The sequence below is a fragment of the Paracoccus sp. C2R09 genome (assembly GCF_018860625.1).
Lineage (GTDB): Bacteria > Pseudomonadota > Alphaproteobacteria > Rhodobacterales > Rhodobacteraceae > Paracoccus.
Genome location: NZ_JAHKQB010000019.1, coordinates 44,285 through 57,162, shown reverse-complemented (window position 1 = coordinate 57,162; position 12,878 = coordinate 44,285). Strand labels below are relative to the sequence as shown.

13 protein-coding genes are annotated in these 12,878 nt (G+C 68.7%); all 13 read right to left on the bottom strand.

Annotated elements, in window-relative coordinates; all coding sequences use genetic code 11:
• Nucleotides 1–109 precede the first annotated feature (109 nt).
• Complete coding sequence (ftsH, locus tag KO490_RS07665; RefSeq protein ID WP_216018821.1) at nt 110–2,002, bottom strand: ATP-dependent zinc metalloprotease FtsH; 1,893 nt, start codon at nt 2,000–2,002, stop codon at nt 110–112.
• Between the two features lie 60 nt (nt 2,003–2,062).
• Nucleotides 2,063–3,289 (bottom strand): tRNA lysidine(34) synthetase TilS, encoded by a 1,227-nt coding sequence (gene tilS, locus KO490_RS07660; protein ID WP_216018820.1) that lies wholly within the window; start codon nt 3,287–3,289, stop codon nt 2,063–2,065.
• On the bottom strand, nt 3,282–4,190 hold the full coding sequence (locus KO490_RS07655) for a tol-pal system protein (protein ID WP_216018819.1): 909 nt from the start codon (nt 4,188–4,190) through the stop codon (nt 3,282–3,284). The genes tilS and KO490_RS07655 overlap by 8 nt, the downstream gene beginning before the upstream one ends.
• A complete protein-coding gene (gene pal / locus KO490_RS07650) occupies nt 4,187–4,726 on the bottom strand; it encodes a peptidoglycan-associated lipoprotein Pal (protein ID WP_216018818.1) in 540 nt (179 codons plus the stop codon). Before pal ends, KO490_RS07655 begins: the two co-directional genes overlap by 4 nt.
• Before the next feature lie 7 nt (nt 4,727–4,733).
• Entirely contained in the window at nt 4,734–6,050 is a 1,317-nt protein-coding gene (gene tolB / locus KO490_RS07645; protein ID WP_371822286.1) for a Tol-Pal system beta propeller repeat protein TolB, read from the bottom strand.
• Between the two features lie 63 nt (nt 6,051–6,113).
• Nucleotides 6,114–7,997 (bottom strand): protein TolA, encoded by a 1,884-nt coding sequence (locus tag KO490_RS07640; protein WP_216018816.1) that lies wholly within the window; start codon nt 7,995–7,997, stop codon nt 6,114–6,116.
• A gap of 2 nt (nt 7,998–7,999) precedes the next feature.
• Nucleotides 8,000–8,449 carry an ExbD/TolR family protein gene (locus KO490_RS07635; protein ID WP_216018815.1) on the bottom strand — a complete coding sequence of 150 codons (450 nt, stop codon included), beginning with the start codon at nt 8,447–8,449 and terminating at the stop codon, nt 8,000–8,002.
• Between the two features lie 3 nt (nt 8,450–8,452).
• Nucleotides 8,453–9,145 carry a protein TolQ gene (gene tolQ / locus KO490_RS07630; protein WP_216018814.1) on the bottom strand — a complete coding sequence of 231 codons (693 nt, stop codon included), beginning with the start codon at nt 9,143–9,145 and terminating at the stop codon, nt 8,453–8,455.
• 149 nt (nt 9,146–9,294) lie between these two features.
• Entirely contained in the window at nt 9,295–9,684 is a 390-nt protein-coding gene (gene ybgC, locus KO490_RS07625; protein ID WP_216018813.1) for a tol-pal system-associated acyl-CoA thioesterase, read from the bottom strand.
• 3 nt (nt 9,685–9,687) lie between these two features.
• A complete protein-coding gene (gene ruvB / locus KO490_RS07620; protein WP_216018812.1) occupies nt 9,688–10,719 on the bottom strand; it encodes a Holliday junction branch migration DNA helicase RuvB in 1,032 nt (343 codons plus the stop codon).
• Nucleotides 10,716–11,630, bottom strand: a complete 915-nt coding sequence (htpX, locus tag KO490_RS07615) for a zinc metalloprotease HtpX (RefSeq protein WP_216018811.1) — start codon at nt 11,628–11,630, stop codon at nt 10,716–10,718. The genes ruvB and htpX overlap by 4 nt, the downstream gene beginning before the upstream one ends.
• A 15-nt stretch (nt 11,631–11,645) precedes the next feature.
• Entirely contained in the window at nt 11,646–12,368 is a 723-nt protein-coding gene (gene ruvA, locus KO490_RS07610; RefSeq protein WP_216018810.1) for a Holliday junction branch migration protein RuvA, read from the bottom strand.
• Entirely contained in the window at nt 12,365–12,874 is a 510-nt protein-coding gene (ruvC, locus tag KO490_RS07605; protein ID WP_216018809.1) for a crossover junction endodeoxyribonuclease RuvC, read from the bottom strand. Before ruvC ends, ruvA begins: the two co-directional genes overlap by 4 nt.
• Nucleotides 12,875–12,878 lie beyond the last annotated feature (4 nt).

Genomic DNA, 12,878 nt, shown 5'->3' with positions numbered 1-12,878 from the left:
CTCGGCGGTCATCTTCACCGCCAGCCAGCCGCGATTCGTCGACTCGCGCATGAAAAAGGCCCCCTCCGCGATCGCGAAGGGGGCCGTGATGCATCGCCATGGCGGCGTATCACGCAGGGGCGGGATCGCCCCCCGGGGCGGGCTTGCCGGCCTTCGGGACGGATGTGACCGCCGGGATCACGCTCGACGGGGTGTCATCGTCATCGCCGTCCAGCGATTCGCCCCGGATGATGCGGCCGATCTCTTCGCCGGTCAGGGTTTCGTATTCCAGAAGCCCCTTGGCCAGACGCTCGAACTCTTCGGACTTGTCCAGAAGGATCTGGCGCGCCTCCTGATAGCCGGTCTCGATCAGATCGCGCACTTCCTGCTCGATCAGCTCCTTGGTCGAGGCCGAGACCGAGAACCCGCCGGTATTGCCGGAATACCCCTCATGCGCCTCGGCGTAATCCACGGCACCGACCTTGTCGGACATGCCCCAACGCATGACCATCGCGCGCGCCAGCTGGCTGGCCTGCTGGATGTCGCCTGCGGGTCCGTTCGACACGCCCTCTTCGCCGTATTTGATGATCTCGGCGGCCTTGCCGGCCATGGTCATCGTGATCTTCTGCTTGGCTTCGTCCTTGTGGAAGTTCAGCCGATCCATCTCGGGCAGGCTGACGACCATGCCCAGGGCACCGCCGCGCGGAATGATCGTCGCCTTGTAGACGGGATCGCATTTCGGCATCGACAGCCCGACGATGGCGTGACCGGCCTCGTGATAGGCAGTCTTTTCCTTCTGTTCGGGCGTCAGGACCAGGCTGCGGCGTTCGACACCCAGCATGACCTTGTCCTTGGCGTTCTCGAAATCGGCCATGCTGACGAAACGGCGACCGATCCGCGCGGCGGTCAGCGCGGCCTCGTTCACCAGGTTCATCAGATCGGCACCCGAGAAGCCGGGCGTCCCCCGCGCGATTAGGCGCAGATCGACATCGGGACCGACAGGAACCTTGCGTGCATGGACCGACAGGATCTTTTCGCGGCCCTTGATGTCGGGGTTCGGCACGTGAATCTGGCGGTCGAAACGGCCCGGGCGCAGCAGCGCGGGGTCCAGCACGTCCTTGCGGTTGGTCGCGGCAACGATGATGATGCCTTCGTTCGCCTCGAAGCCGTCCATCTCGACCAGCAGCTGGTTCAGCGTCTGTTCGCGTTCGTCGTTGCCGCCGCCGATGCCGACGCCGCGCGCACGGCCCACGGCGTCGATCTCGTCGATGAAGACGATGCAGGGGGCGGACTTCTTGGCCTGCTCGAACATGTCACGGACACGGCTTGCGCCGACGCCCACGAACATCTCGACGAAGTCCGAACCCGAGATGGTGAAGAAGGGCACGCCAGCCTCGCCCGCGATGGCACGGGCCAGCAGCGTCTTGCCGGTGCCCGGAGGGCCGACCAGCAGCGCGCCTTTCGGGATCTTGCCGCCCAGACGGCTGAACTTCTGCGGGTTGCGCAGGAACTCGACGATCTCCTCCAGCTCTTCCTTGGCTTCGTCGATGCCGGCGACATCGTCGAAGGTAACGCGGCCGTGCTTTTCGGTCAGCAGCTTGGCGCGCGACTTGCCAAAGCCCATCGCCCCGCCTTTGCCGCCGCCCTGCATGCGGTTCATGAAGAAGATCCAGACGCCGATCAGGAGGATGAAGGGCAGCCAGACGCCCAGAAGCGACATGAAGCCCGAGCTCTGCTGCTTGACCACGCGGACATCGATGTCACGTTCGATCAACCGGTCCGAGATCTCTTCGCCCATGGGGCGGACGGTGGCGTATTGCTGGCCATCGGCACCGGTGAAGGTCAGATCCTCGCCGTCGATGGTGACGGCACTGACCTGATCGTTCTCGACCCTCTGAATAAAGTCCGAGTAGCTGATCTGGCGGCTGTTCATGGTGCCTGGTCCGTCGCTGAACAGGTTGAACAGCGCCAGGATCATCAGGAACAGGACCACCCAGAAGGCGAGGTTGCGAGCGTTGCCCAAATCGGGTTCCTCCGGCGGAAAAGCGGTTTGCCCATGAAGATAGGGATTATCTGAGAAGGTTCAATGCGCCTTCACCAGACTGCGGAAATCTGCCGCGCCCCGAAGCGGTCGCAGCAGGTCATCGGGATCGTCGCGCAGCAGGGGTGCGTCGACCACCATATCACCTTTCCAGATCGCGGGCGAGGCCGCGGCCTCGTCGCGCAGCAATCCGCTGCGACGCCAGTTCCGCCCCTCGAGCGCGGCGGTGCCAAGGGCCGCGACATGGTGGCCTTCGGGCAGCGTTCCGATCCGCCAGCGCCGGTCCCAGACACCTTCGGTCGCGGGCATGGCGCGGCTTGCGGCGGCGGCCTCTCGGGTGATGCGGATGCAGTCGCCCTGCATCGGGCTGACCAGGCAGCCGTCCAGCGTGACACGGGCCTGTGCGCGCAGCGCGTCCAGCGCATGCAGCAGCGTCGCCCGGCGGGGCGGATAATCGGCACCCGTCACCCATCGGCAGGAAGCGACCAGCAGCCTGCGCCGGATATCGGTCGGGCTGTCGCGCAGGACGTGGCGCGGCAGGATCAGGCTGCCGCGATCGACCTCGGCCCCCTTGGCCAGCAGTGACGCGTAATCCGACAGGGCCTGCCGCGCCTCGGAGATGTGGCGCGCGGAACGTGCCAGCCCCGAGACGTCCAGCCCGAGCGCCGCGATGGCGCGGCGCGTGCGGACACGTTCGTAATCGGTATTCTCGTTCGTGGGGTCGTCGATCCATTCGGCCCCCTGCCCGCGCAGCCAGTCGCGGGTTTCGGCGCGACCGACACCCAGCATGGGGCGCAGCCAGCGCATCCCGAAGGCGTCCCGCCATTCGGCCATGGCGGCCAGCCCGTCGATGCCCGATCCGCGCCCCAGCCGCATCAGCAGCGTTTCGGCCAGATCGTCGGCGGTATGCCCAAGCGCCACGGCGGGCAGGTCGTTGCGCTGCGCCCAGGCCGACAGCAGACGCAACCGCGCATCGCGCGCCTGTGCCATCAGGTTCCCCGCCTGCGTTTCGCGTTTCCACAGCAGGATCGCATGGGGCAGCCCAAGGGCGCGGGCCATGCGGGCGGTCCGCTCGGCCTCGGCGCCGCTGTCGGATCGCAACCCGTGATCGACGGTGGCGACCATCAGCTTGCGCCCCCCCGCCCATTCAGCGGCGACCCGCATCAGGGTCACGCTGTCGCCCCCGCCCGATACCGCCAGCCCGAGCGCGGGGCGATCCCCTGCCAGCCGGTCCAGCGCCCCACGGATGCGGGAGGCGACGTCACTCATGCACGGCCATGTCCGCAGCCGCCTCGGGGTCGAGGCCGGTGTCCAGCAACGGGTCCAGCGCACCCAGGTCGGCAGTTCCGCAGCCCAGGCGCTCGGCGCTGGCAAGCGCGGTCGCAGCCTCGGGGGAACCGGGGAAGCGGGCCGGGATCTCGGCCAGGTACAGGCAGGATGCGGTGCGGTCGCCCTCGCCCTCGATCACGCGGGCGATGCCCAGAAGGCTGGCCCCGCCCCGAGATCCGTCCGGATCGGCGGCGAAACCTTCCAGCCAGGCGGCGGCGGCGTCACGGGGCTGGCCCGCAAGCTCGAATGCCTGGCCCCGGCGGAACAGGGCCTCGGCGGTCAGGGGGCCGCCTGCATGGTTTTCCGCGACGGCCCCGAACATGCGGGCCGCGCGCAGGTGATCGCCCTCGGACAGGGCGGCCTCGGCGGACTCGAAATCGCTGCGCTCGGCCTCGGTCGAGGCGGGGTCGGATGCGGGGCGTTCGGACGGGTTCGCGGGCAGCAGTTCCGGCGTCACCCCGCCCGCGCCCGCGGTCATCGTCAGCTTGGACAGATCGCAGCCCTGCTCCATCTCGCACAGGCGGAACTCCATGTCGGCCAGCCGCCGTTCATTCTCGGCGGCGATGCGACCCACGCGGTTCTGCAGCTGTTCGGCCTGATTGGTCAGGCGGCGCAGCTGCGCCTCCATCGCGTTCATCCGGTCGATGGCCGAAGCCCCGCCTGCCGCGCGGATGCCCGAGGTTCCCGAACCCACCAGCTCGGCCCGAAGGGTCGTCAGGTTCCCCTGCAGCACCGTCAGTTCGGCGCGCAGATCGGCCAGGGTCGCCTGGTCCGGCGCGGGTTGCGCCAGTGCGGGCGTGCCAAGCCCGAGGAACAGCGTCAGCGCGATCTTGCGGATCATGCCCCGGGGCCTGCTTCGCTGACCACGGTGACGGCGCGGCGGTTGCGCGACCAGCAGCTCTCGTCCGAGCAGGTCGCCGCGGGACGTTCCTTGCCGAAGGACAGCGTGCGGATGCGACCGGGCGACACGCCCTCGGCCACGAGGTATTCCTGAACGGCGCTGGCGCGGCGCGCGCCCAGGGCAAGGTTGTATTCGCGGGTGCCGGTCTCCTCGGCATGGCCCTGGACCACCGCCTGGAAACCGCCATGGCTGTTCAGCCATTGCGCCTGACGCGCAAGGATCGCGCGGGCATCGGCATCCAGCGTGGTCTGATCGGCGGCGAACAGCACCGTGTCCCCGACCTCCGAACGGAAATATTCGGCCGTGGCCTGGTTGCCCAGGCTGCCCGTCGCCACATTGCCCTGAAAGACCGCCCCGCCGCCGGTATTGGCATAGGGATCGACCACAGGGGCGGCGGATTGGGGTGCAGGCTGGGCACAGGCGGCAAGGCCCAGAAGGGCCATCAGCAGGGCGGGTTTCGTCGCGGCGTTGATCATCTGGTCCTCATTGCATCAGGGGACCCCAGGACGGGTCCGAGGCGGCGAAATCGAGGTTCATCGGGCGCATGTTGCGACCCGTGATGTCCACGGAATGCAGGCGCGGCTGGCCGTTCCCGCCGGGCGTCACCCGCGTGAACATGACGACACGCCCATTGGGGGCCCAGGTCGGACCCTCGTCAAGGAAGGATTCGGTCAGCATCTTCTCGCCCGAGCCGTCGGTCCGCATGATCCCGATATGGAAGCGGTCGCCGACCTGCTTGGTGAATGCGATCATGTCCCCCTTGGGCGACCAGACCGGGCTGCCATAGCGCCCGTCGCCGAAGCTGATGCGCACCGGCTCGCCGCCATCCACCCCCATGATATAGAGCTGCGGGCTGCCGGAACGGTCGCTCTCGAAGACGATGCGCTGCCCGTCGGGGCTGAAGCTGGGCGAGGTCTCGATCGAGGGGGCGTCGGTCAGCGGGCGACCCGCGCCGGTATTGGGTGCCATCAGCCAGATGTCGGTATTGCCGCCCTGTTCGCGACTGTAGACGATCGACTGCCCCTTGGGACCGAAGCTGGGCGAGAAGGACATCGCCTGCGCGTCCTGCGTCAACGCCCGCGACGTGACCGTCGCCACGTCCAGCAGGCGGATCTGCGGAAAGCCGCTGTCATAGCTGGTATAGAGGATCTTGGTCCCGTCGGGCGAGAATTTGGGCGCCAGCACCAGCGAGGCGCCATTGGTCATCCACAACGTATTCTTGCCGTCGTAATCCATGACCCCGATGCGCTTGATCCGCGCGCTTTTCGGACCGGTTTCCTGGACGAAGGCGATACGGCTGTCGAAATAGGGCCGTTCGCCGGTCAGGCGGGCATAGACCTGGTCCGCGATCTTGTGGGCCGCGCGGCGCCAATCGGCGGCGCGGGCATCGAACTGCATCCCGTCGCCCTGTGGCTGCCCCGAGATGACGTCGAACAGGCGGAACCGGACCGAGATGTTCTCGCCCATCTGGCGGACCTCGGCGGTGACCAGCGCCTGCGCGTCGACCGCGCGCCAATCCTCGTAGCTGACGGGTTCCGCGAAGCTGCCCGGACGGGCGACCTGCGCCTCGGCCGGGATCTCGGAAAAGAGGCCCGTTCCGGTCAGGTCGTCGGCCACGACCTGTCGCACTTTGGCCGCGACCTCCTCGTCGCCGTGAAAGGCGGGGATCGCGATGCTCATAGGCTCGATCACCCCGTCGGTGATTTCGATCCGCAGGGGTTCGTCCTGCGCATGGGCGGGCATGACGGGCAGGACCGTCGCGGCCAGGCCGGCGGTCAGGAAGGTCGAGGCGAGGATCAGGGGGCGGAACATGGAAACCTCATTACCTTGGGTCTGCGAAAAGCAAAAGATGTCGGTGCATTATCAGAACTCGACACCATCGGGGCGGAAATCGACGACGATGTCGCGCCAACGCCCGTATTTCGACATCGGCAGGTCGAAACCTGCCCGCCCGCACATCAATATGGCGCGGCTTGCGATCTCGAATGCCTGCTGGGCGGCCCCTTCCGATCCGCCACGATATCCGGCCATGCGCAGGCTGTCCTGTTCGGGGATGCCCTCGGGGGACAGGCGCACCCCGACCGAGACGGTCATCTGCGAAGCCTCGACCGACAGCAGCCCCTTGTTCCAGCAATCGTGGATGGCAAAGCGCAGCTCGTCGCGTTCGGATTGGGACAGAGGATCGCCAAGGGGCAGCGCCCCCTGCTGCGACGGATCGGGAAGGGTCGAGGGGCGGATATCGCCCGGGACCAGCTGGTTCGGTGCAGCCGCGGGGGCGGCGCCGCCCGCATCCTCGGTCCCCGAACCCGCCGACATCGCGCCCGCAAGTGCGGCCGCAAGGGGGTCCATCTCGGCCGAGGCACCGCTGCCGCCCTCGATGCTCTGGCTGTCGCCGAAGGCATCGGCACCTGCGGCCGTGTCCGTGCCATCCGCACCGCCGCCTGCGCCCTGCGCCTCGCGGAGCGCGTCCTCCAGCGCCTGGCGGTCGGCTTCGGCGGCCTCTGCCGCGCGGCGCTCCTCCTCGGCGCGACGTTCGGCTTCGGCACGGCGTTCTTCTTCAGCGGTTTCCGCGGCTTCCGCAGCGCGGCGCTCTTCTTCCGCGCGGCGCTCGGCCTCGGCGGCCTCCGCGGCGCGACGTTCTTCCTCTGCGCGGCGCTCGGCTTCGGCACGACGCTCTTCTTCAGCGGCTTCGGCGGCTTCCGCCGCGCGGCGTTCCTCTTCGGCACGGCGTTCGGCCTCGGCGGCCTGACGCTCGGCCTCGGCCCGACGTTCCGCTTCCGCAGCCTCTTCCGCACGGCGTTCCGCTTGCGCGGCCTCGGTGGCACGGCGCTCTTCCTCAGCACGGCGTTCAGCTTCGGCGGCCTGCCGTTCCTCTTCGGCGCGCTGGCGCGCCTCGGCAGCCTCCGCCGCTTCGCGGGCTTCAGCCTCTTCGGCGGCGGCGCGGCGTTGTGCCTCCGCCTCAGCCTCAGCCTGCGCACGGGCCTCGGCCTGTGCCTCTGCTTGCGCATCCGCGGCCTGCTGCGCAGCTTCGGCCCGCGCAGCTTCGGCCCGCGCAGCTTCCGCCCGTGCGGCTTCGGCCCGCGCAGCCTCCGCAGCAGCTTCACGTTGCGCAGCTGCTGCAGCCTCGGCGGCTGCAGCTTCGGCCTGGCGCTGGCGATATGCCTCGACTAGCCCATCGGGACGCGATTGCGGGTTCCGTGATTGATCGAGCGCCAGCGCAGAGCGCGGGGCGACGGGTTCGGCCACCTCGTCCGGCGCAGGGGCCACCGGAACCGCAGCGCTGCGGCCCGTCTGCGGGGCGTCGGTCGCCCGGGGCAGGTCGGGCAGCGCCTCGGGGGTCGCGGGGGCCGTCGGATCGGGCAGATCGGTCGTGACCGCGACCGGATCGCGCGGCTCGAAATCGCTCAGATCGGGGGCGGGCTCGGATCGGTCCGGGGCCGACAGCTCGGCCGCATCATCCGTCGCGGGGGGCGATGCCGGGGCGGGCCGCGCGGCTTCGGCTTCGGGCTCGGCGGGGTTGGTCATCTGGTCGATATCGGTCGCATTCGCGCCCACCGGGCCCGATCCGCGCGCAGCAGCGGCCAAGGCTTCGAACTCGGCCCCGCTGATCGTGGATACCTGCGTGCTGCGCGTTCCCGGTCCCGGCTGGGGACGGAACAGCGCACCGCCAAGGATCAGCGCCACCAGCAGCGCGCCATGCACGCCGCCCGAGACCCACCAGCCGATCCTCTCGTCGCGATCCGCCATGGTCAGCCGTCCATCCGGGGGCCGCCGGTTTCGGTGACCAGAACGATGTCGGTGATGCCCGCGGCGTTCAGCGCGCCCATGATCTGCACCACGCGGGAATAGGGAATGCCGCCATCCGCGCGCAGATAGACGCGGGCCGATTGCCGCGTCTCCAGCACCTCGCGCAGGGCGGGCAGCAGGCCGGCATCATCGACGGCGCGGTCCATGACGCTCATCTGGCCCTCTGCCGGGATCGAGATCACCAGCGGCTCCTCCTGCTCGGTCGGGACCGCGCTGGCCGCCGTTTCCGGCAGGTTCAGCGGCACGCCCGCCGTCATCAGCGGCGCCGCGACCATGAAGATCACCAGAAGCACCAGCATCACGTCCACGAAGGGCGTGACGTTGATCTCGGACATGGGCTGGTTGCGCCTGCGTCCCTTGCTGCGGACCCGCTTGACCACCTGACCGGCCATGGATCAGGCCTCGTCCATCTGGCGCGACAGCAGGGTCGAAAATTCGTCCGAGAACTGCTCCCACCCGCCGGTGATGCGTTCGGCATCGCCCGACAGCTTGTTGTAGAAGACGACCGCCGGAATGGCCGCGACAAGACCCAGGGCCGTCGCCAGAAGCGCCTCGGCGATGCCCGGTGCGACGACGGCAAGGCTGGTGTCCTGCGACAGGGCGATACCCTCGAACGCGGTCTTGATCCCCCAGACGGTCCCGAACAGACCGATGAACGGCGCGGTGGAACCGACGGTGGCAAGGAAGGACAGGCCCCGGAACAGGCGGCCTTCCTCGCGCTGGATGGCCACGTTCATAGCCCGGTCGATCCGGGCGATGCCGCCGGGGATCAGTCGCCCGTCATCGCGGTGGCTGCGGCGCCATTCGGTCATGCCCGCGGCAAAGATCCGGGCCGAGGCCCCGCGCGGGCGGTCGCCCAGCTGGTCATACAGATCGTCCAGCGGTTCGCCCGACCAGAAGGCGCGGTCGAACTTTGCCGCCTCGCGCCGGGCGCGGGTGAAGGCCAGGAACTTCTGGATGATGATCGCCCAGGCCCAGACGGATGCGACGATCAGCACGATCATCACCACCTGCACGGTCAGGGATGCGCGCATGAACAGCGCCACGACCGAAAAATCGATGGCCTCGGCGGCCTGAATGGGTTCCATAGTCACTGCCTCATCGTCATGGACCGGGCGCGCGGATGCGGCCCGGTGTCGCGCGGTTTCTAGCGCGTTCCTAGGGCAGGTTTCATCCCCCGGCGCAACACAATGGCGTCACCCGAACCACGGGCCGCGGGGAATGTGCCGCTTTTGCCTCAGCCGGTCAGACATGCGACCAGCCCGGCCGGAAGCCGCGCCGGGCGCCCCGATGCCGCAAGGCAGGCGATCACGACCCTGGCCCGGAACAGGGTCTCGTCGCCCCGCAGCACCTCCTGGTCCACGGTGATCCGCGCGGGCGAATGATCGGACAGGCGGGTGCGGACCGTCAACAGGTCGTCGAAGATCGCGGGACGCAGGTAATCGGCCTCGACCCGGCGAACGGCAAAGACCAGCCCCTGATCCTTCAGGGCAAGCTGGTCGATGTCCAGATCGCGCAGCCATTCGCTGCGCCCCCGCTCGATGAACTTCAGATAGTTGGCGTAATAGACGATCCCGGCAAGGTCGGTATCCTCGTAATAGACGCGCAGGGTCAGGTCATGCGTCATCGTTCAGCCGTCGAACAGGGTCTGCTGGCCCTGCGGCTGGGGCGCCTCCAGCCCCAGATGCCGCCATGCGCGAGATGCAAGCTGGCGCCCGCGCGGGGTCCGCGCGATCAGGCCCTGCTGCAGCAGATAGGGCTCGATCACCTCCTCGATCGCATCGCGGCTTTCGGACAGCGCGGCCGAAAGGGTTTCCACCCCGACAGGCCCGCCCGCGTAATGTTCGGCCATCAACGAGATGTATCGTCGGTCCGCCCCGTCCAGGCCCAGGTCGTCCACCCCCAGCCGCGTCAGCGCCATGTCCGCGATCTCTCGGGTCAGGCGGCCGTCACCCTCGACCAGCGCGAAATCGACGACGCGGCGCAGAAGCCTGCCCGCGATCCGGGGCGTGCCGCGCGACCGGCGGGCAATCTCCCAGGTCCCCTCCTGATCGGCCGAGATGCCCATCATGCGTGCGCCGCGCTGGACGATCTGGTCCAGCTCGGGGATCTCGTAGAATTGCAGGCGGGTCGGGATGCCGAAGCGGTCGCGCAGGGGGGTCGTCAGCAGGCCCAGCCGCGTGGTCGCGCCGACCAGCGTGAAGGGCTGCAGCTCGATCCGGACGGTACGGGCGGCAGGCCCCTCGCCGATCACCAGGTCCAGCTCGAAATCCTCCATCGCGGGATAGAGGACCTCCTCGACCGCCGGGTTCATGCGGTGGATCTCGTCAATGAACAGAACGTCGCGGGCCTCGAGATTGGTCAGGATGGCGGCCAGGTCGCCTGCGCGCGCGATCACCGGCCCCGAGGTCATGCGGAAGTTCACCCCCAGTTCGCGCGCCATGATCTGCGCCAGCGTGGTCTTGCCCAGGCCCGGCGGCCCGAAGAACAGCGTGTGGTCCATCGCCTTGCCGCGCATCTTGGCGCTTTCGATGAAGACCTTGAGGTTGGCGCGCGCCTCGGCCTGGCCCACGAATTCGGACAGGTTCTGCGGGCGAAGGGCGCGATCCTCGAAATCGCCGTCCATCTTGTCGGGGCGGAGGACCGGGTCGGGTTGGCTCATGCATGCCCCCAGGGGCCGGCGCCGCCGTCATTGCCGCCGCTGCGCGGAATGCGGCTGGTGGCGGTCGGTTCGGGCCGCGCGGGCTGCATCGCCATCAGGCGGGCGATGCGTTCCTCGGTCGGGGGATGGGTGGCGAACAGCTTGTCGGCGCGCATGGCATGAAGCGGGTTGATGATGAACATCGACGCCGCCGCCGGATTGCGCTCGGCCGGGACATTGACGCTGCGCCCCGCCGCCCGCGCGATCGAGGACAGCGCCGTGGCCAGCGCGCGCGGATTGCCGCAGATTTCCGCCCCGGTGGCATCGGCCTCGTATTCGCGGGCCCTGGAGATGGCCATCTGCACCAGCATCGCGGCCATGGGGGCGAGGATCATGGCAAGGATCCCGCCGATCGCGCCCCCGCGCCCCTCGCGTCCGCCGGTGAACAGCATCATGTTGCCCATCATCGCGATGGCACCGGCCATGGTCGCGGTGACGGTCATGGTCAGCGTGTCGCGATGCTTGATATGGGCCAGCTCATGCGCGATCACGCCCGCGATCTCGTCCCGGTCCAGCGTGTCCAGCAACCCTTGGGTGACGGCCACGGCAGCGTTCTGCGGGTTGCGACCCGTGGCGAAGGCGTTCGGCTGTTCGGTCGGCAGCAGGTACAGCTTGGGCATCGGAAGATCGGCGCGGCGGGCCAGATCCGCGGTCATCCGGTACAGTTCGGCGCCCTGCCCGGGCGACAGCTCGACCGCGCCCTGCTGGCGCAGGACCATCTTGTCGCTGTTCCAGAAGGCAAAGAAGTTCATGCCCCCCGCCAGAAGCAGCGCAAGGATGGCACCGGTCATGCCGCCCATCATCCAGCCAAGCACCATGACAAGCGCCGTCAGCGCCGCCATCAGCATGAAGACCTTGATATTGCCCGCCATCGTCAGACCCCCTGATCAGTCCTTCGGCGCCAGAAGCCGCAGCGCCGCGCGGATCAACGCAGGCGTCGCAGCCGTCGGTTCCGCGGCCTGCGCCTCGGCCACGGCACCTGCCGCCTCGGAGGGACCATAGCCCAGATTGGACAGGGCCGACAGCGCATCCGCCATCGCCTGCCCGCTGTCCTGCGCAGGTTTGCGCGGGGGGCGCGCCTCGGTGCCGGGCATCGAGCCCGGCGCCGAGGCGGCGGTCGCGACGGGCTCGATGCCCGTCTCGACCGCATCCGCCCCGCCAAGCACATCGCCCGCATCGACCGTCAACGATCCCCCAAGCGCCATGACCGACGGCGCCTTGTCCTTCAGTTCCAGCACGATCCGCTGCGCAAGCTTCGGCCCCACGCCATTCGCCTTGCGCACCGAGGCCCAGTCCCCAAGCGCGATCGCCCGCGACAGCCCTTCGGCCCCAAGCGTTCCCAGGATCGCCAGCGACACCTTCGCACCCACCCCTTGGACCGAAGTCAGCAGCCGGTGCCATTCCTTTTCCAGCATGGTCGGAAAGCCGAACAGCTGCAGCAGATCCTCGCGCACCATCAGCTCGGTATAGAGCGCGGCCGCCTGACCCACGGGCGGCAGCCCCGCCGCAGTCCTTTCGCTGACATGCACGATATAGCCGACGCCGCGCACATCGATCAGCACGTGATCGTTCGCGCGGTGCAGGATCACGCCCGCGATGCGCCCGATCATGCCGCACCCCGCCTGGCCGTCACCGCGCGCAGGTTCCGCCCCTGCAGATGCCGCGCATGACAGATGGCGATGGCCAGCGCATCGGCCGCGTCGGGGCTGTCGAAGACGACGCCGGGCAGCTGCACACGGATCATGTGCTGCACCTGCTCTTTGCCTGCATGGCCCACGCCAACCACGGTCTTCTTGACCGCGTTGGGGGCGTATTCGCCGATCTCCAGCCCCGCCTCGGCGGGTGCCAGCAGCGCGACGCCACGCGCCTGGCCCAGCTTCAGCGTGCCGGTGGCGTCCTTGTTCACGAATGTCTGTTCGACGGCGGCCGCATCGGGTCGATGCGCCTCGATCACGGCGCACAGCCCGCGATACAGCGTCGACAGCCGCGGCCCCAGCTCCAGCGCCCCGTCCGAATGCACGCATCCGTTCGCGACATGGCGGATGCGCGGACCGTCCACCTCGATCACGCCCCAGCCCATGTTCCGCAGACCGGGATCGATGCCCAAGACCTTCATGCTG

Bases quoted from the DNA above. Each gene is read 5' to 3' on its own strand.
- tilS (WP_216018820.1), bottom strand. From the start codon at position 3,289: ATGAGTGACGTCGCCTCCCGCATCCGTGGGGCGCTGGACCGGCTGGCA.
- KO490_RS07655 (WP_216018819.1), bottom strand. From the start codon at position 4,190: ATGATCCGCAAGATCGCGCTGACGCTGTTCCTCGGGCTTGGCACGCCC.
- pal (WP_216018818.1), bottom strand. From the start codon at position 4,726: ATGATCAACGCCGCGACGAAACCCGCCCTGCTGATGGCCCTTCTGGGC.
- KO490_RS07640 (WP_216018816.1), bottom strand. From the start codon at position 7,997: ATGGCGGATCGCGACGAGAGGATCGGCTGGTGGGTCTCGGGCGGCGTG.
- KO490_RS07635 (WP_216018815.1), bottom strand. From the start codon at position 8,449: ATGGCCGGTCAGGTGGTCAAGCGGGTCCGCAGCAAGGGACGCAGGCGC.
- tolQ (WP_216018814.1), bottom strand. From the start codon at position 9,145: ATGGAACCCATTCAGGCCGCCGAGGCCATCGATTTTTCGGTCGTGGCG.
- ybgC (WP_216018813.1), bottom strand. From the start codon at position 9,684: ATGACGCATGACCTGACCCTGCGCGTCTATTACGAGGATACCGACCTT.
- ruvB (WP_216018812.1), bottom strand. From the start codon at position 10,719: ATGAGCCAACCCGACCCGGTCCTCCGCCCCGACAAGATGGACGGCGAT.
- htpX (WP_216018811.1), bottom strand. From the start codon at position 11,630: ATGGCGGGCAATATCAAGGTCTTCATGCTGATGGCGGCGCTGACGGCG.
- ruvA (WP_216018810.1), bottom strand. From the start codon at position 12,368: ATGATCGGGCGCATCGCGGGCGTGATCCTGCACCGCGCGAACGATCAC.
- ruvC (WP_216018809.1), bottom strand. From the start codon at position 12,874: ATGAAGGTCTTGGGCATCGATCCCGGTCTGCGGAACATGGGCTGGGGC.